Source organism: Nitrospina sp. P1_D6, assembly GCF_052156615.1.
Taxonomy (GTDB): Bacteria; Nitrospinota; Nitrospinia; order Nitrospinales; family Nitrospinaceae; genus Nitrospina.
The window spans coordinates 85,873-103,967 of record NZ_JBQKUN010000008.1 but is presented as its reverse complement, the minus strand read 5'-3'; the positions used below and the strand labels follow the sequence as shown (position 1 = coordinate 103,967).

The window sequence follows — 18,095 nt, the reverse complement described above, 5'->3', positions numbered from 1 at the left end:
ATTGAACGGCCGCGAGGCCTCGGTGCGGGATGTGCTCGACGCGCTGCTTTGCGATATGAACGCGGCGCACCTGCCCCTCGATGTGGACGACACCGAAAACTGCCTGCTCACCCGGGACGAAAACCTGGAGACGGTGCAGCAGGCACTCAACCGCCTGTGCGAACGCATCCGCGATCTGACGGCGGAGGACATCGCGTTCACCCTGCCGGAATGCGCCGAGCCCAGTCTCAAGACCTGCCTGGAGGACCTGGTCGAACCCAAGTGGAAACCGGAAAACCCGGGTGAACCCACGGATGTGGCGAAGGTGCTGGAAACCCTGCTTTGCCAGCTCAACGCGCGGCACCTGCCGATGGACCCTACCGACAGCCAGTTGTGCCATGAGTTGAAGGAAGACAAAACAGTACAGGATGCATTGAACACGCTTTGCCTCATGCGGCGTCAGGGATGCGTCACCCTGTCGCTCGATCCCGCCGATGGCGACATCGCGCAGGTGATCGAAACCCAGGTTCAAAACGACCCGGCCATCACCGACGTGCACGTGTGCCTGCGTACCGGCGAGTTTCGCATCAGCAAGCCGGTTCTACTGAAGGACAAAGGCCATATCAAGATCAGCGGTGCGGGCAAGGGGACGCGCATCGTTTTGGGCCAGGGCGAGAAAATTTTGGAGTTCGAAGGATGCAAGAGCGTGGTCGTCGAGGACGTGCATCTGGAAAGTGAAACGCTGTCGACGGGACTCCACGGGCGCAACGGTTTGCTTCATGCGTTGAACTGCGGCCCGGTGCAGGCGGAGCGGGTTTCTTTCAAGACCGCTGCGGGAGTGCGCACCAAGGCGACGGGAGTCACCGTGCGCATGGATGATTCCGCAACAGCCGCTCAAATGAAAAATGCTAGAGCGCGTATTCGGGAATGCGAGTTCAACGTCGGCCACCTGCAACAGGGCATTTTACTCATCAACATGAAACGCTCCATGGTCGAAGACAATGTCCTGCGTGTGGCCCCGAAACCGAAAAACCTCACCTTCGACACTCTGGTGAATAACAAAACCCGACAAAACAAACTGGTCAATCGCCTGATCTCCAATTTCAAGATCGACAAGACCGGCGTGACCGGTGCCTCCAAGGGCGACGAAAAAACGTTTACCATTGCCAAGGGCGGCAAGACGTATAAGGTCACCATGAAGTCCTCGGTTCCGGAAAATCAGTGGACCGCCTACTTCAAGAACAATCCCCCCAAGGACGCAGACATGAAGGATGAGGCGTCTTTTGAAGCGTACCTTGAAGAACAGATTAATAATGTAGTGGATAATCCGGATAAACTGCCGTCTTACAAATCCCAGTCCAACCGCATGAGATCCATCTTCGAAGCGCAGGGCACCATGGATGTGTACAACGGTCGGGCAATGAAAGCTGCGCGCCGCAACATGCTGGCAGGAGAAACGAAAGTCGAGGCTGCGGAATCCAAAGAGACCACGTCTTACCATGTGGCATTGAAAGTGGGAAGCCTGGAGGCACGCTTTGATTCCGAATTGCCCACCGACGTCTGGAAGCGGGTGTTGCAGGATGTGCCTTCCACACAGAAAACCGAATCCAAACTGGAAGGCGCGTTGCGCGCGCAGGCGGAAAAGATGATTGTCGATGCGGCTTATCGGGACAAGTTTGCGGAGGCGAAGGCATGGTGGGAACGATTGCGGACAGAGAGCAATCCGGCGGTTGCCGTGCAGGGCATCGTCTGCGCCGGACACCACGCGGAGGAGGTGCGCATTCACAACAATTCGCTGGAAGGTGTCAATGAGGGCATTCATGTCGGCACCAGCGCAAACCAGAAGAACCCGAACCGGGTTTACCACAGCGGCACCGTTTTCATTTCCGGAAACGTCATGAGCCTGCGCCGACCGGTGGAGCAGGCGGTGGGGGTCTCCGGGATTTTCGTCGGCAATTGCCGTCACCTGACGATCGAGAACAACCGCATCAAGGTCCCCACGTTCAAGAAAACGAAATCGCAGCCGTTTCACCACAACTGGGGCGTTCTGATTTTCGGTTACCTGGGCCGCATGGTGGTGGTGCGCCAGAACCGCACCCAGCATTGCCGGACCGGCGTCGGTGTGTTCGCCCGGCCGCAATCCGAGTCGGGCAACATGTGGGTGGCGGAGTACAATCTGGCAGAAGGTGCGAACATTGTGGTCAACGCACCGGACTTCATCAAGTCGAACAATATTTCTTGAATGGCGGTCATGGTTTGCTATAATTCGTTTTGCCACATTGATAATTTGGTGGGTCATCCGGAATTAATAAAAGAGCCGGCGATCCGGGGTTCGAGTCCCCAGTGGCGAATTAGGACACTATTGGAAGCGGGGCTATTGAAGGCCCGCTTCTTTTTTTTGTCCTGGACCCGGCAAGCCCTCGCTCCTCCCTTCCCTTATTCATTCCCTTCCGCTCCTTTTTGCACTTCGCATGATTTTGCGTTTACGCACTCTTTTAAGGAGGGTGTGTGATGGAAACGACGAAAGCACCTGTCCGTAAAAAATCGGCCACGTCCTCCTCGAAGAAAAACGCCTCTATCGAGTACAACCCGGCTGCCGCGGTACAGAAAAAAAGTCTGCGCCGTGCCCTGAAAGGCGAGGCCGGTGGCAACGCCGTTCCTGTCGGTCCCGTATCCGACAAGTACGAACAGGAAGCCGACCGCGTGGCCGATTCGGTCATGTGCATGCCCGATCCGGCGGTGCGTTCGATGAACCCTGCCGCAGGGCCCCCTTCCCAAGTACAGCGTAGCGAAACGCCCTCTGCATCCTCTGAAGAAATGAAAGAAGAGCCGCAACCGGAGGTTCCCCAACCTGAAGAGCAAAAGAAAGACTCCGAGGTTCTCAAGAAAAGCGTTCTCCAGCGCACAGCAACAGAAGATCCCTCCATACCTGACGAAAAGCCGGATGAAAAGGAGATGGAGCAGACCGAAGCCCGCGTACAGCGACAGGAAGCGGAAAGCGGCGGGGGGCAGGAGCAAGCGGGCCAAGCGGAAGGAGCGGGCAGTGAAGAGGAAATTGCTCAACAGGAAGCGGAAGCGCAAGGGGAAGCCGGGGAACCGGTGAGCGAGGAGGAACCGGAAGCCTGGCCGGAACCGGAACCGGGAGAGGTGGAGTCGATCGAAAAGGTGCAGCGCAAAAGCAACGGCGGCGGAATGACGCATGTGGCGGATCCGGGCACCAATGCGCGTATTCAATCGCCAAGTGGGGGTCGCCCGTTGTCCCCGGGATTGCGGTCGTTTGTCGAGCCGCGACTCAACCAGGATTTCTCCAACGTTCGGGTGCACGACTCCCAGCAGGACCGGGAAGACGCGTCTTCTTTGCAGGCGCGGGCCTTCACCTATGGCAACCATATCTGGGTCGGCAAAAACGAAAGTGCTGACGACCGCCGGTTGATGACACACGAACTGGTGCACGTGGTGCAACAGGGCGGCGGAGTGAAACGCAAACTGGCTCCCGAAATTTCGAAAGCTCCGAAACTGGTGCAGGGCGGCTGGTGGGACGATCTCAAATCCGCCGGCAGCGCGCTGGTGGAAGCTGTGGCCGATCCCGCCGAAGCTTTGCGCAAAGCCAAGGATGCGTTGCTCAGCAAGGCGTCGGAGTTCGTGCAGGAAGTGCCCGGATTCAAACTGCTCACCGTCATCCTCGGCAAGAACCCGATCACCGACAAAACGGTGGACCGCAACGCCAACAACCTGATCGAAGGTTTTCTCGAGTTCGTGCCCGGTGGCACAAAGATGTTCCAGAATCTGAAGGAATCCGGCGCCTTGCAAAAAGCCTACGACTGGTTGCAGGAGCAGTTGAAAAAACTCAACCTCGGCTGGTCCGTCATCAAGGGACTGTTCCGCAAGGCATGGGACGCGGTCAGCCTGTCCGACATCGCCAATCCTTTCGGCATATTCGATAAATTGAAACGGATCTTCATGCCGCCTCTGATCCGCATCAAGAACTTCGCGGTGGCGGTGGGCGAGAAGATCATCGAATTCGTTTTTGAAGGGGCGATGAAGCTGGCCGGGCCGCTGGCACAGAAAGTAATTGGAGTTTTCAAACAGGGCAAGGACGTGTTCTCCACCATCATCAATGATCCCGTTCAGTTCCTCAAAAACCTGCTTTCTTCGGTGAAAGGCGGTTTCGGCCAGTTCAAGGACAACATCGTCGAGCATCTTAAAAAAGGGTTGTTCGGCTGGCTGTTCGGCGCGCTGGAAGGCGCGGGCCTGACCCTTCCCAAAAAGTTCGACCTCAAGGGAATCCTGTCCATCACCCTGCAAGTGCTTGGCCTGACGTACGCCCGCGTGCGCACCAAGCTGGTGAAGGTGATCGGGGAAAAACGGGTGACCTACATCGAAAAGGCCATCGAAGTGGTGAAGATTTTGGTGACCGAAGGCCTCGCGGGGGTTTGGAAAAAACTGCTGGGCTGGATCGGGTCGTTGAAGGAAATCGTCATCGCCCAGATCCGCAACTGGGTCATCACGCAAATCGTCAAGGCCGCCGTAAAAAAACTGGTCTCGCTGTTCAGTCCCGTCGGCGCCATCATCCAGGCCATTCTCACCACGTACGACGTGATCGTGTTTTTCATCGAGCGCATCAAACAGATCATCGCGGTGGTGGAATCGATCTTTCAGTCCATCGGCAAAATCGCCCGCGGTCAGTTGGGCGAGGCCAAGAACTTTGTTGAGCAGACTCTGAGCCGAACCGTTCCGGTGGTGATCAGCTTTCTCGCCAGCTTTGCCGGGCTGGGCGGCATCTCGAAAAAGATCCAGGCCATCATCAAGTCCATTCAGAAGAAAGTGGACACGGCCATCGGCAAACTGGTCAACTTCATCGTGGGCAAGGCGAAGGCGCTGTTCGGCAAGGCCAAGGCGGCCGCTGGAAAAGTAAAACAGTGGTGGAGCGAGCGCAAGACCTTCACCGTCGGAAAGAAAAAGCATTCCATGTTTTTTGAAGGTGCGGACATCATGGTGCAGAGCGAGAAGAAGTCGCTCGGCAAGTTCCTCAAGGACGCCAAAACCCAGCTGGACCAGTTGCAGGCCGGCCAGAAGGGAGCGGACAAGGACGACCTGGGTCGCCTGTCCAAAATCTACGGCAAGGCCGATCTCCTGTACGCGCAGTTGAAAAGCGCCCGCGACAAGACCATGAGTGCCGCGCGCAAGGGAGAGGGCGACGCGCCCACCCAGGATGAAGAAAAGAAGTACACGGAATTGCGGGATGCCGTGGCCACACTCATGGCGACTTTGAGCAGCGAGGGCGGTTCCACCGCTGAGCCGACGAAGGTCCAGTACGGCGGACTCGAACACGGCCAGATCGGGAAAAGCGCGACTGCAAACCCGCTCAGCATCAAGGGGGAAGCGGGAAGCGAACCCACCTCGGCCGTCAACACGGACATCTGGAACGCGGTCAGCCAGCGCAAGGAAAACGGCCGTAGTTTTTACATCCGGGGCCACCTGTTGAACGCGCGCCTGCACGGACCCGGCGATAAAAAGGAGAATATCACCCCGATCACCGAACCGGCCAACAAGCAACATTCCCGGGAAGCCGAGGAAAAAGTGAAGGACGTGGTGTGGAACCGGAAAGGCGATAAGGGGACGGACGAAAACTCCGAGGGCGTGGCCGTGTATTACAAGGTGACGGCGGTGTACGACGGCGGCAACAAATCCACCGCCGACAAACTGATCAAGCAGGTGGACACCACCGACAAATACGATTCGCAGGCCGGGCGCGATGCGGCGAAACACATTCTGGAGAACGAAAAGAAACTCCCCACCGCGCTCAAGGTGGAAGCTCACCGTCTGGACGACAACAAAACCCCGATCAAAGTCACCGCCAGCATATCGAGCAAGATGCCGGATGCGCTTCCCGGGGTCGAAAGCGCCCGTCCCACGCCGGTGAACCTGAGCACCGACGATGCCGCAACCATCCACGCCAACACCGACATCGGCATGGCCAAAGCCAAGCTGATCGCCGCGTCGCGTGCCGCGGACGGGTATCTGTGGTGGGAATCCAAATCCGCCGCCGATGGAGGTGCGACGGACGGAAAGCACACCGCCATCGAATCGATTCCCGGTATCGGATCCAAGACGATTGAGAAACTTAAAAGCATGCCGTGGGTCAAGCTTCGGAAATGAGTTTCCGGTTGGTTCCCAACATTTTTCACCTGCCATTCCCTTTGAGCATCCCTAAATTTTTCCTGAAAAAACGCAAGTTATGAAATGAAGTTTGACGTGCGGAGCCAAAACGCAGGGCCTATATTGAACAGTGTAGGCAGGAGGCTTTGCGTATGGACCGGTATGAAGAACAAATCACCCGGTACGTCACCGGGCTGACCTACGACCGCCTGTCGGAGCACGCTCTCTTTTGTGCCAAGGAGCGCTGGCTGGACAGCCTGGCCACTGCGTGGGCGGCGTACGATGCGCCTCCGGCCGTGGGCATGCGCCGCTTCGCCACCTCGGCCACAGCCATTCCCGGAGCGACGGTGCTGGGCACCGCTCACAAAGCCCCGATGGATTACGCCGCCCTTCATTTGGCGACATTGATCCGGGCCCTCGACTGGAACGACACCTACCTCAACCGCGAACCCGCTCACCCCAGCGACAACCTGGGCGCGGTGCTGGCCGTAACCGAAGCGGAAGGACGAAGCGGGCAGGACCTCCTTTTGGCCACCATCCTCACCTACGAATTGCATTGCCGGTTGTGCGATGCGGCGGCGCTTCGGCGTAAAGGGTGGGATCACGTCACCTACGGGTCCATTTCTTCCACCGCTGCCGCAGCGAAACTGCTTGGCTTGACAGTGGAACAGACCCGCGACGCCATCGCCATCGCTATCACCACTGGGAATTATTTGAGGCAGACGCGTATCGGCACCATCTCGCAATGGAAAGCTGCGGCATTCGCGCAGGCGTCCCAGAACGGGGTGCGTGCGGCACTGTACGCGAAGCATGGACTCACCGGACCCAGCGATATATTCACCGGGAAGCACGGATTCATCAACCAGATCACGCAGGGGGAATTCGACCTGGCACCCTGTTTTGGCGGGGAGGACCGGGAAGAGTTCAAGATCGTGGACACGTACATCAAATATTTTCCCGCCGAGTACCATTCGCAAAGCGCCATCTGGGCGGCGTTGGAACTGCGCGAGAAAATCGGTGCGGACAGCGTGGCCGGCATCGAGCGCATTCACGTGGAGACCAGTTTTCATTCGTATGAAATCATAGGCAAGGAACCGGAGAAGTGGACGCCCGGAACAAAGGAGACCGCCGACCACAGCCTGCCCTACATCGTGGCGGTGGCGCTCATGGATGGGGATGTCACCCTGGAGCAATTCAATCCCGCGCACCTGGAGGACCCGGCTCTTCAATCGCTGGTCCAAAAGGTGACGGTTTCCGAAAACAAACATTTCACGGATATGTATGGGAAGTCGTTCCCCAGCAAAGTCACGGTCACGATGAAAGACGGCAAGGTGTTCGAGCAGGAGGTGCTCGACCCGAAAGGGCATCCCAACAATCCGCTCAAACCGAAGGAACTTGAGAAAAAGTTTCGCGAAGCGGCCGGACCGTGGCTGAGTGTCCATCAGCAGGACCGTGTGGTAGAGATGGTGTGGCGCATGGACGAGTTGAAAAGCCTGGAACCACTGATGCAAGCCATGGTGTTGCCATGAAACCCCGCGCTTCGTTTAGAAACCTGCTGGCCGGTTCCAAAAAACCGCTGGTCCTGCCCGGCGTTTACAACGCCTTCACCGCCAAGCAGGCGGAGGCCATGAAGTTTTCCGGGTTGTACCTGTCCGGTGCAGCTCTTTCCAACAGCCTGGGGGTGCCGGACGATGGGACTCTCGGGCTTGATGAGTTCGCCTGGCTGGGCCGATGGATCGTGAAGGCGGTGGGCCTCCCTGTATTGTGCGATGCAGACACGGGGTTTGCTGATATCGAAGTGACGGTCCGCCGTTACATTGAAACCGGGTTCGCCGGAATCCAGATCGAAGACCAGGTGTTTCCCAAACGGTGTGGTCACCTGCAGGGGAAAGAAGTTGTGCCAATCAATGAGATGGTATCCCGATTGAAACAGGCGGTGGCGGTGCGAAATGGACTGGCTCCCGATTTTCTCATTGTGGCCCGCACCGATTCCCGTGGCGCAGCCAATGTGGACATCGCTTGTCAACTTGACGAATGCATCGAACGCGGCAACCGATACCGCGAGGCCGGAGCGGATGTGATCTTCCCCGAAGCGCTGAAAGATGGAGATGAGTTTGTCCGCGTTCGAAAGGAATTGGTGGGACCGCTTCTGGCCAATATGACCGAGTTCGGCCAGACGCCGCTCATGGGCGCCCGCGAGTTCGCCAGAATGGGATACGATTTCGTCATTTTTCCCGTATCCCTTTTCCGTTTTCATGCCGGATGCACTAAAGGATTTTTCTCGACGTTATCCAAAGAGGGCAGCCAGAAAAACAGGCTGTCCGAAATGATGAACCGGAAAGAAATCAATGGAATCCTTAATTATGAGCCCTAATACCGAAGTGCTGAATACAGTAGACAACGGATTGGACGGGGTTCCGGTCTGCACCTCCGACATTTCCCTGACCACGGTTGACAAAGACGGCAATCCCGTTCTCCTTTACCGGGGGTATAGCATTTACGATCTCATCAGGGGTTCTTTTGAGGAGACGGTGTACCTGATTCTTTATGGAGCCCTGCCCAACCGGGACGAGTTTGATGCGTTTAAGTATGAATTGAACGGTTGTGGGCACCTGAACGAAAAGATTATCGAGCATCTCAGATCGTATCCGATAAACGTGCACATGATGGACATGCTCATGACCGCCCTGTCTTTTGCACGCATGTGGGATGCCGATTATGCCAACTCCTTGTGGCAGACTCCGAAAATGGATGAAGAGCTGGCCCGCCTGCTATTGAACGCAGGCGTCCGGCTGGGGGCGAAGATCCCCATGCTCATGACGGCGGGCTGGCAAATCCGAAACGGTCTGGATCCGATCGCGCCGGACCCGCATATGTCATTTGCCGGAAACATCCTGCGTATGCTGGGTATCCGTGAAGAGCCGGAACTGGTGAATGCGCTCAACACCATCCTGATCCTGTACCTGGATCATACGATCAACTGCTCGACGTTTACTGCGCTCGTGGTCGAGTCTTCAATGACGGATCCCTACACCCCGCTCATTGCCGCGGGTGCGCCGCTCAAAGGCGTCCGGCATGGTGGCGCAAATGAATTGGCGGCAATGATGTTTGAGGAGATCGGCACACCGGATCGCGCGGCGCCCTACATTACGAACAAACTGAAGGGTGGGGAATTGGTATTTGGTTTTGGGCACCGCCTGCCGCACTACAAGCACAAGAAAGAATCGCGGGTCACCATCGCGGAACGGATCGGCCGTCCTTTGGCGCGAAAAAAGGGGATGAGCCACCTTTTTGAAATCTACGACATCATCAGCCGCATCATGCTGAAGGAAAAAGACCGCGCTCCCAATGCAGACCTGCCTATCTGCCTTCTACTCAAACTCCTGGGCATTCCGCGGGAACTGAACACACCGATTTTCCAGGCCAGTCGCCACTTTGGATGGCTCGCCAATATTCTCCGCCAACGTCGGGCGAAGGGACCGTTGTTTCGTCCCACGCAGGAATACACCGGGCCCGGTGTGGATGAGATGCGAACGTACGTTCCCCTGGAGAAACGGTGATTCCTTTTGTATTGCATTCAGCAGGATCAACACGCATGCCACTGTCCCGTCACAAGATCCGTGGATTCCTTGGGGTCAAAAGCAACGACGGCCACGATGCCCCCCTGTTGATTGTTGCCGATGCCCTGAAGCAGGCGGGCCTTGAAGTCATTCTTGGTGGCTATGATCTCACAGTGGACAAGTTCGTCCAGGCGATTGTGCAGGAGGGTGTGCAGTTTGCAGGAATCAGCTCCTACAACGGCGGGCACATTCCCTTTTTCCGTGCGGTGCGCGACCGACTTGAGACAATGGGGCATTCTCACATTCATCTGATCGGCGGCGGCGGCTCCACATTTCTCGATCGCGATATTGAACTGCTGGAGAAGGAAAAAGGAATAGACAAGATTTTTCGAACAGGTGAAGGTGCCAAAAGCGCGGAATTCATCCGCACTCATTACGGATTTTCCACCGTCCCGGAACGGCTGGATGATCTTTCAGAACGTGCAAGGGGAGGAGAGGTTACCGCCATCGCTCAACTGTTGAATGTGGCGGAAGAAAAAGCGTGGCTGCAGACCCTGATGGATTCGGCCATGCATTCCGGAAGTGAAGACGCCCTGGCGACAGATGGGGAGTTTTCCGACTGGCAGGAACGCATTCGCTATTTCGGGGATTGCCTGGATTCATTGAATGGAGCTTCATTCCAGGGCCAGGTTATCGGCATTGCAGGCCGGGGCGGGTCCGGAAAAAGCACGTTGCTTGATGAATTGCTCCTGCGCTGGTTTCAGGACAGGGACAATAACGAATCCAAGGTGGCGGTGATTGCCATCGATCCCTCCTCGCAAAGTTCGGGGGGAGCCCTTTTGGCCGACCGCATTGCGTACATGTACGCCACCGATAAAAACTGGGTGGACACCGACCGTATTTTTATCCGCAGTGTCGCGTCCCGGGGATACGGCGAGGGGCTGGCCCGGCCATTGGCGGACATGATCCGGGTCCTTCAGGTTGCAGACTACCATGTGTTTGTTGAAACCTACGGCATCGGTCAGCCGGATGCGGGGATCGTGGACCTGGTGGAAAAGTCGGTTCTGGTGACCACGCCTGATCTCGGGGGACCCTACCAGTTGATGAAGGAAGAAATGCTCAATCGGCCTGATGTCTTGGTGGTGCTGAATAAAAGCGAACTGCTCGGAGCCCGACGCGCGCAAAGCCTTTTACGTTCACGCGTTCCGGAAGGCAACCTGTTTATGACCACCGCTACCGAACATCGCAATCCGGGTGTAGATTCATTGTACCGGGCATTGATGGAACCTCATGAGCGATAGCTTCCTGAAAAATATCATTTCGGCCAACGAAGCGTACCAGGGGTGTGTCGAGGATTCCGTGCGTCGAGCAAAGTCGGATCCGGAATGCCAGCAGGAACTGCTCAAGCTCTGGAATGACAAGGCCGGCCGTGTTCAAAACCACGATCTCCCAACCGGAACATCAATTCCTCTCATTGCCCTGCCGCAGATCGATCACCCTGTTCAAATTGCGCGCTACCAGGGGGAATGGGGGTTTCCCGGAGAGTTTCCCTTTGGCCTTTCCATTTACCCGCAGGCCTTTTTAATTGTTGAAGGAAGGCGTGACCATGAGGAACCCACCCGCCTGTTTGCAGGGCTGGGCTCGCCGGAGATGACCAACGAGCGCTTTCATTATATTGTCAGCGGCCAGCAGTCCAAACGCCTGAGCACCGCCTTCGACACGAACACCCTGCTTGGGCGAAGCGCCGACGACCCGGATTATTTTTACGACATCGGTGAAGGCGGAGTGTCGGTTTGCACCTACAAAGACGTAAATACGTTGTATCAGGGATTTCTCAAGGAAGATGTCAGCATTTCCATGACCATCAATGGACCGTCGCTGTGGATGACCGCGGCGCGGTTGAAGGCGGCGCAGGAAGCAGGCCTGGATTTGAAACAGGTTCGTGGAACGTCTCAGACCGACCCCTGCAAGGAAGATGACGCCCAGAACGAACTTTTATTCCCTCTGGATAAGTCCATTTGTCTGGCCATGGACATGTTCGAATGGTGCATGGGGAACGCACCGATGTATTACCCGATTAATGTCAGTGGATACCATATCGAGCAGAAGGGGGCGACGCCCATCCAGCAGGCTGCGTTCACGCTGGCAAATGGATTTGTGTATGTGGAGGAGGCATTGAAACGGGGCCTGGACATCAACCATGTCGGAAGGCGTCTCCCGTTTTTCTTTACCTCCGGCACGGACTTCGAATACATCGCCTTACTGAGCGCCGCGCGGCGGTTCTGGGCTGTGGCCATGCGTGACGTGTATGGAGCAAAAGATTCTTCCGCCCAGAAACTCAAGGCCCATATTCAAACGTCCGGGCGCAGTCTGCACGAAAGGGAATACCTGAATAACATCACCCGCACTGCGCTGGAATTGTTTTACGCGTTATTGAATTACCCTCAGGCCCTTCACAGCAATTCTTACGACGAACCGTTCACCGTTCCCACGGAGCAGAGCGTGCGCATTGCTTCCGATGCGCAGGCGATTCTTTTGGAAGAGATGGGAGGATTCAAGGACATGATGGGATTTTTGAGCGACAGCTCCGGCCGCTATCAAGCTTACCGGAAGGTTCTTGATGGAATTTTGGATTATTTTAGACAGATTGACGATCTGGGAGGGGTCTTGGAAGCCAAGGCGGAAGGGTTTTTTCGTGACGAGATCACACGTTCATCTGCACGTTACGAAGAACAGCTGGAAAGCGGACGGCGTAGAATTGTTGCCGTCAATTGTTATCCACGACGGGAGGAGGAGAGGCCGAACGTGGAACGAACCGAAATATCGAACGCCCTGAAACGCCAACGCGCACAGGAAGTGAAACGGTTCAAGAAGAATCGCAACCCGCTGCATGTGCGGGAAAGCCTTCGCCGGCTGAAGGAAACCGCGAGCAAAGGTGGGAATGTGTTTGCGGTCACCCTGGACACAGTGAAGGAAATTACGCTTGACGAGTGGACCCGCGCTTTGCAGGAAGTGTACGGTATTTACCGGCGAAAGCTTTGATTGCAGTTCAAGCCACTCTTTCGATACCGAGAGCCACCGCTTCCCCTCCACCCAGACAGATGGCGGCTACACCTTTTTTAAGATTGCGGGCCTGCAGCGCATACAGCAGAGTGACCAACAGGCGTGCGCCAGAGGCTCCAATAGGATGTCCCAGCGCCACCGCACCGCCGTTCACATTCACCTTTTCCCGGTCCAGATGAAGGGCATCGCAGACGGCAAGCATGGCAACGGAAAACGCCTCATTGATCTCGAACAGGTCGATGTCCTCGATGCGGGCCGGCCACCCTTCCAGTAGCTGTGTGATGGCTTCAATGGGTGCGACAGGAAAATGAGTCGGATCGGTGGAAAACGTCGCCTGACCCGTGATCCGTGCCAGGGGTTTGAGATTGTTGTCCTCGCGTCCGATGACGAGGGCCGCTGCACCGTCGTTGATTTTGGAAGCGTTGCCCGCGGTGATGCACCCGGTGTCTTTCATAAACGCAGGTGGTAAATTGGGCAGACGTTCGAGATCGTTGGCGAAAGGCTGTTCGTCCTTATCGATCACCGCCGTTCCGTTTTTGCTTTCGATGGGAATGCCGACGATTTCATGAGAAAACCGGCAGTTCTCCTGCGCCTCCCGCGCCCGGCGGTAACTTTCGAGCGCGTAGTCGTCCTGCGCTTTTCTGCTGTACCTTTGTGAGAGCGCTTCCGCAATCTCCCCCATATGGCATTGGCCAAAGCTGTCCCAAAGCCCGTCGAGGATGAGGCTGTCCAGGGCTTGAATGTGGCCTAGCCGGGTTCCCTGCCGGGAGTTGGGCAGGAGGTGGGGGGCGAGACTCATGTTTTCCATACCCCCCGCCACGATGAAGTCGGCGTGACCCAGACGAATCGCATCGTCGGCCAACATCACGGCCTTCAATCCCGAGCCGCACACCTTGTTGATGGTGACCGCACCGACGGTGGAAGGCAAGCCGGCATGGATGGCCGCCTGCCTCGCCGGGGCCTGCCCCAGTCCCGCGGAAACCACGTTGCCCATAATGACCTCACCGATCGCATCCGGCTTCAGACCACTTCGTGCCACGGCTTCCCGGATTGCCGCTGCGCCCAGTCGAGTTGCGGGTATTTTGCTCAGCCCGCCACCCACTTTTCCAATCGGGGTGCGAGCCGCACCATAGATGTAAGTGTTATCGGGTTTCATGGATCACTCCCTGTTTGCGCTCAAACTTGCTGGCGCATCGGGATTTCATCCCGGGGTGTGAAAGGCTTCCGCGGCTTTTTTATCCGTCCATGCTTCGGTGCTTTTCAACGGGGCCGCGGAGAAGGTCTGGAGCATTATCTGGTACTTCTCACGCCACATGGATTCCGCCTGCTCGGTATGGATCTCCTTGACCAGTTCATAACCGCTGGCTTTGGCTGGGTAGGCCGCCGCTTCGCAGGCGATATGGTAGTTCTTTTCATTCAGAAGAGGAATGAGTGACAGCATGCGGCGCCGATAAAGACCAATGGCTTTGCGCTCGTGCTTTCTCAGGTCGCTGAACAGATGAAACACGTCCAGCTTCGTTCCACGCAAGAACTTGAAGTATCGAAGGAGTTTCAGCGACCACGGCGGAAACTCCCATTTACCGTCTTCCTCAAACCGTTTCCGGATGTAACTCCAGTCGCGAAGAAGGGGAATCTGTTCCAGGATCGGCGGTCTCAACTGGAACCGGATACGCTCGATCTCACCTGGGGCGTACATGCAGAGGATCCGTTCCAGTTCCTCAGGCCGGGTCAGGAGGTCCGCCACCCGGTACTCGTCCTTGTACGCCATCAATTGATAAAGGTGATCCGCGACAACCCGCGTGAAGTGCAGGTTGCGGTCCGGAAAGCATGCCTCATCGAAGCGGAAAATCTCTTCGACAAAGTCAACGAATTGCTGCGCGTATTTTCCGTTCTGAAAGCGAAACAGTTCGTGCACTTCGCGTGCAAACCTGGATCTATATTCACCTTCGAAGGGAAGCTTTCGCGCCAGGCTGTCGAAATGGACCCGCTGCCAGAATGGAAGGCTCCGTTTGAATCCGCGAATCCGTTCTTCCAGGGTTTGAGGCTTGGGAAAGGCCAGAGAAAAAACCCGTTCCGGATCGATGGCATACAATCGGCCGAAACGGAATGCAAGCAGATTGATTTCCACCTCCACATTGTTTTTTCGGATGCCTTCCTCAATGCTTTCCGGATCGTTCACCGGAAAATTTTCAATACTCTGGAACGCAATCCCCAGCAGGAACAGGTTGGTGGGCTTGTGATCCATGAACAGGGATTCCACGATATCCGTTGCATTGACGTAAATGTTTCGATCCGCATTGGTGAAGGAATCGATGATGCCGCGCAGGGACTGCACGGAAGGATACTCCGCCTTGCCGACAATCATGGGCATGGTGGGCACCTTGGCGGTATTGATGATGGCCCGGGTTTTCTCCGGGGAAGCCGCATTCAGGTTTTCCGGATTGACGGCCCCGATCAGGTCCGAACAGATATACAGGTCGGCTCCTCCCGCCTCGATTTTAAATCCTTCGCGCAAATCCTGCCCTGGGTAGGCGATCTTCAGGTTGTTGCGCACCTCACCGCCTTTCTGGGAAAGTCCGGTGTCGTCTTCCTTCACGATATTCCTTCCTTCCCGGGTGGCAGCGCGGGCAAGAATTTCATAGGCCGTCATCAATCCCCAGCCGCCAATCCCCACCGAAAACACCTCGTACACTTTTCCGGTATCGGCCCGACGGAAGGGTTTGGGCAGATCGGAGACGTGCTTTTGTAGTTTGTCCAGGCCTGGTGTTTTGAATGGCGTTCCGGTACGCGTATACACTTTCACGTAAGAGGGACAGTCTCCCTTGGTGCAGGCCATGTCCTGAATGCAGGAGAACTGGTGGATTTTGACTTTGGGCCCAAACTCGGTGTCGGTCTTCCACACCGAACTGCATTTCGCCTCGACCCCGCAGTCGCCGCAATCCTCACAGACTTCCGGATTGACGTGCACCCGGTAACGCGGCGCCAACTCTTCGTTTCTTCGCCGTTCCCGGATTTTCTCGATGCCGCATTTTTGCACGTACCAGATCACGCTGAGCCCAGCCTTTTGGGAAAACTCCTCTTTCACGCGAAGCGTTTCAGATTTCGGGTACACTTCGATGCCGTAGCGCTTTTTGAAGTGGCGGAACTCTTCCGGAGCTTCCGCCACCACGGCGATATGCTCGATGCCTTCGCGTTGAATATTGACAATGGCTGTTTCCGGATCGTCCTGCCCGACAGGACGCTGGCCGCCCGTCATGGCGACGACGCTGTTGTCCACGTAGAGCAGGGTCTGGTTGGTGTCGTCGATGCCGTAATGCTTTTTCAGGTGCAGGATGGCGTCGCGGATGAAATTGATATTGAGCCGGGCCGAGTGAAAATAGGTCCCGTCACCACAACCCTGATCGGCGTGCATCCGGTAACTGAAAGCCGAGGCGCCCATCCACAGCAGGCCTTCGCTTTCCATCGGACCCACCACCACCGAGCGGTTGCTGGCCAGCGAATCGATGATCGACATGGTGGAACAGCCGATGCCAATGCCCATGAGGTGTTTGGGTGAAATTTCAATGGTGACGGGATTGCCGTCGAGATCGTGTGAATGCACCGTTGTTGTGTCAACCGTGCCCTCACGGAGGTGGTGTCCCGCTATTTCCAGAGCGGTTCGGTGCTGGCAACCGGAACAGTAGGCGGGGGGGCGCTTGATCTGGATGGGCAAGTCGAGTTCCGCAAAACGGCGGCGTTCGTTCAATACGGTTTCCAGCTTTCTATCGCGGAAAGCCGGTTTTTCAGCAAGCCGCGGACCCAGGATTTGAGCGATTTGATCGGAATCAAGGTTTCCATTCGCCGGAAACAGCGTCACGCCGTTTTCATCCTGCTTGCCGACGATGACAGGCCGTCCTGCGTCATTGTATAGAGAATTTTTGATGTGCGATTCATAGAACGACCGTTTTTCTTCGATGACAATCAATTCTTTTTTCCCGCGGGCGAAATCGCGAAGCGATTCCATGTCTGCGGGCCAGGTGATGAGCGGTTTGAAAATTTCGATTTCCTCGCTGGAGATATTCAATTCCTTGAGCGCGCCCAGAAGATCGTAATAACTTTTTCCGGTGGCGATGATGCCGAAATCCGATTTTAAGTTGCGGTTGTACCATTGGTCTAAACCGAAAAGGCGCGAGATCTCGGAGATCATCGGAAGTTTGGAATATAAAAGTTCGGACTCATTGACCAGCACGCTGGGTGGCAACAGCACGGGACTGAAATGCCGCGCGTAATCTTTATTCTTTTCCAGGAAGTCCAGAAACTTTTCCGCCAGTTCGAAATCTTCGTCCGGGTCCAGCAAAAATTCCTGCGATCCGTCGCAGACGTAGGTTTCCAGTTTCAGGTTGATGGCGAGCCCGGAAAGCATCGATACGAGCATGATCCGCTTGCCGGACTCCAGAATTTCACGGACGTTTCCGGGGTAGGCAGTCGGAATGTGGTTGGCGTAATGGATGAGGTCGGTCTGGTGCGGCGTGGTGCTGCTTTTGCTCGAGTGGTCGTCGCCGCTGATGAAATAGGCGGAACAGAACTTGTCGATCCCCGCCATCTGCATGTGATCCTGCACATCGGCGATGCGGCGCACGCCAGGCCCCTTGCCGTACCACGCGCCGATGACGCCGTCCACCTTGGACGGCCCGAACAACCGGTGGATCTGGCTGCCCCACATCATGTTGGCCCCGGCTTCTTCGTTGCCGCCGGGTACGTGCAGAATGTGCCAGTCTTTAAGGAGCGAATAAACCTTGCGCAGGTTGATGTCGAGCCCACCCAGGGGGCTGCCTTCGTAGCCGGAGATGAAGTAGGCGAACCGCTTTTCCGGATAAATGGTCTGGAGCAGGCGCAGGTTGTCGAAGTTCAACCGAACCAGAGCCTGAATTCCGGTCAGGTGAATCGGACCTTCCGTTGTCAGGTACCGTTCTTCTTCAAGGGACAGCTGCTTTCGCTGCGTTCGCCGGATACGGACCGTCTCGCCCACGGGTTGCAAAGATTTCTCCTTGTTTCTGGACCTGGAACGAATCTTCATAACCATCTCCTTTGAGGTCGACAAGCCGAACTTACGGCCACCCCGTACCAAGGGGTTGCAAGTCGCCACTGCTGAGAAGGCGGTGTCAATCCGCCTCCGTTTCGGTGAACTCCTCATTCCCCTCAAAGAACTCGAACAGCGATAACTGCACTCATTATTAAAATTAGGCCTCGGAACAGCGATTCGCCAACCTTTTTGACACGTCTCATTGACTGAATTACCGGGAGTTAAATGATTAATGGAACGGAGAACTTTCAAAAGGGGGAGAAAACTCGAAC

General features: G+C 56.2%; 9 protein-coding genes. 7 read left to right on the top strand and 2 right to left on the bottom strand.

What is annotated here, in order from left to right; translation table 11 throughout:
- The 7 genes from ACTRXA_RS13045 to ACTRXA_RS13015 form a co-directional block, all read left to right on the top strand.
- Positions 1–2,221 (top strand): hypothetical protein (locus ACTRXA_RS13045; RefSeq protein ID WP_442427609.1); only part of this gene is annotated, 2,221 nt, incomplete at its 5' end.
- 269 nt (positions 2,222–2,490) lie between these two features.
- Positions 2,491–6,138, top strand: coding sequence for an eCIS core domain-containing protein (locus tag ACTRXA_RS13040; protein WP_442427608.1), 3,648 nt, complete (start codon positions 2,491–2,493; stop codon positions 6,136–6,138).
- A 152-nt stretch (positions 6,139–6,290) separates the two neighbouring features.
- Positions 6,291–7,667: an MmgE/PrpD family protein gene (locus ACTRXA_RS13035; protein WP_442427607.1), complete on the top strand. Its 1,377-nt coding sequence runs from the start codon at positions 6,291–6,293 to the stop codon at positions 7,665–7,667.
- On the top strand, positions 7,664–8,512 hold the full coding sequence (locus ACTRXA_RS13030) for an isocitrate lyase/PEP mutase family protein (protein ID WP_442427606.1): 849 nt from the start codon (positions 7,664–7,666) through the stop codon (positions 8,510–8,512). The genes ACTRXA_RS13035 and ACTRXA_RS13030 overlap by 4 nt, the downstream gene beginning before the upstream one ends.
- Positions 8,502–9,698 carry a citrate/2-methylcitrate synthase gene (locus tag ACTRXA_RS13025; RefSeq protein ID WP_442427605.1) on the top strand — a complete coding sequence of 399 codons (1,197 nt, stop codon included), beginning with the start codon at positions 8,502–8,504 and terminating at the stop codon, positions 9,696–9,698. Before ACTRXA_RS13030 ends, ACTRXA_RS13025 begins: the two co-directional genes overlap by 11 nt.
- A gap of 35 nt (positions 9,699–9,733) precedes the next feature.
- The gene (locus ACTRXA_RS13020) at positions 9,734–10,999 is read left to right on the top strand and encodes a cobalamin-dependent protein (protein ID WP_442427604.1); all 1,266 of its coding nucleotides are present in this window, start codon (positions 9,734–9,736) and stop codon (positions 10,997–10,999) included.
- A complete protein-coding gene (locus ACTRXA_RS13015; protein WP_442427603.1) occupies positions 10,989–12,740 on the top strand; it encodes a methylmalonyl-CoA mutase family protein in 1,752 nt (583 codons plus the stop codon). Before ACTRXA_RS13020 ends, ACTRXA_RS13015 begins: the two co-directional genes overlap by 11 nt.
- 7 nt (positions 12,741–12,747) lie before the next feature.
- On the opposite strand, the gene ACTRXA_RS13010 is transcribed toward ACTRXA_RS13015, so the two are convergent.
- Together ACTRXA_RS13010 and ACTRXA_RS13005 are read right to left on the bottom strand one after the other, a co-directional pair.
- Positions 12,748–13,917 carry a thiolase family protein gene (locus tag ACTRXA_RS13010; protein ID WP_442427602.1) on the bottom strand — a complete coding sequence of 390 codons (1,170 nt, stop codon included), beginning with the start codon at positions 13,915–13,917 and terminating at the stop codon, positions 12,748–12,750.
- A 45-nt stretch (positions 13,918–13,962) separates the two neighbouring features.
- Positions 13,963–17,817 carry a DUF6537 domain-containing protein gene (locus ACTRXA_RS13005; protein WP_442427601.1) on the bottom strand — a complete coding sequence of 1,285 codons (3,855 nt, stop codon included), beginning with the start codon at positions 17,815–17,817 and terminating at the stop codon, positions 13,963–13,965.
- Positions 17,818–18,095: the final 278 nt, after the last annotated feature.

Bases quoted from the DNA above. Each gene is read 5' to 3' on its own strand.
- ACTRXA_RS13005 (WP_442427601.1), bottom strand. From the start codon at position 17,817: ATGAAGATTCGTTCCAGGTCCAGAAACAAGGAGAAATCTTTGCAACCC.
- ACTRXA_RS13010 (WP_442427602.1), bottom strand. From the start codon at position 13,917: ATGAAACCCGATAACACTTACATCTATGGTGCGGCTCGCACCCCGATT.
- ACTRXA_RS13025 (WP_442427605.1), top strand. From the start codon at position 8,502: ATGAGCCCTAATACCGAAGTGCTGAATACAGTAGACAACGGATTGGAC.
- ACTRXA_RS13040 (WP_442427608.1), top strand. From the start codon at position 2,491: ATGGAAACGACGAAAGCACCTGTCCGTAAAAAATCGGCCACGTCCTCC.
- ACTRXA_RS13035 (WP_442427607.1), top strand. From the start codon at position 6,291: ATGGACCGGTATGAAGAACAAATCACCCGGTACGTCACCGGGCTGACC.
- ACTRXA_RS13020 (WP_442427604.1), top strand. From the start codon at position 9,734: ATGCCACTGTCCCGTCACAAGATCCGTGGATTCCTTGGGGTCAAAAGC.
- ACTRXA_RS13015 (WP_442427603.1), top strand. From the start codon at position 10,989: ATGAGCGATAGCTTCCTGAAAAATATCATTTCGGCCAACGAAGCGTAC.
- ACTRXA_RS13030 (WP_442427606.1), top strand. From the start codon at position 7,664: ATGAAACCCCGCGCTTCGTTTAGAAACCTGCTGGCCGGTTCCAAAAAA.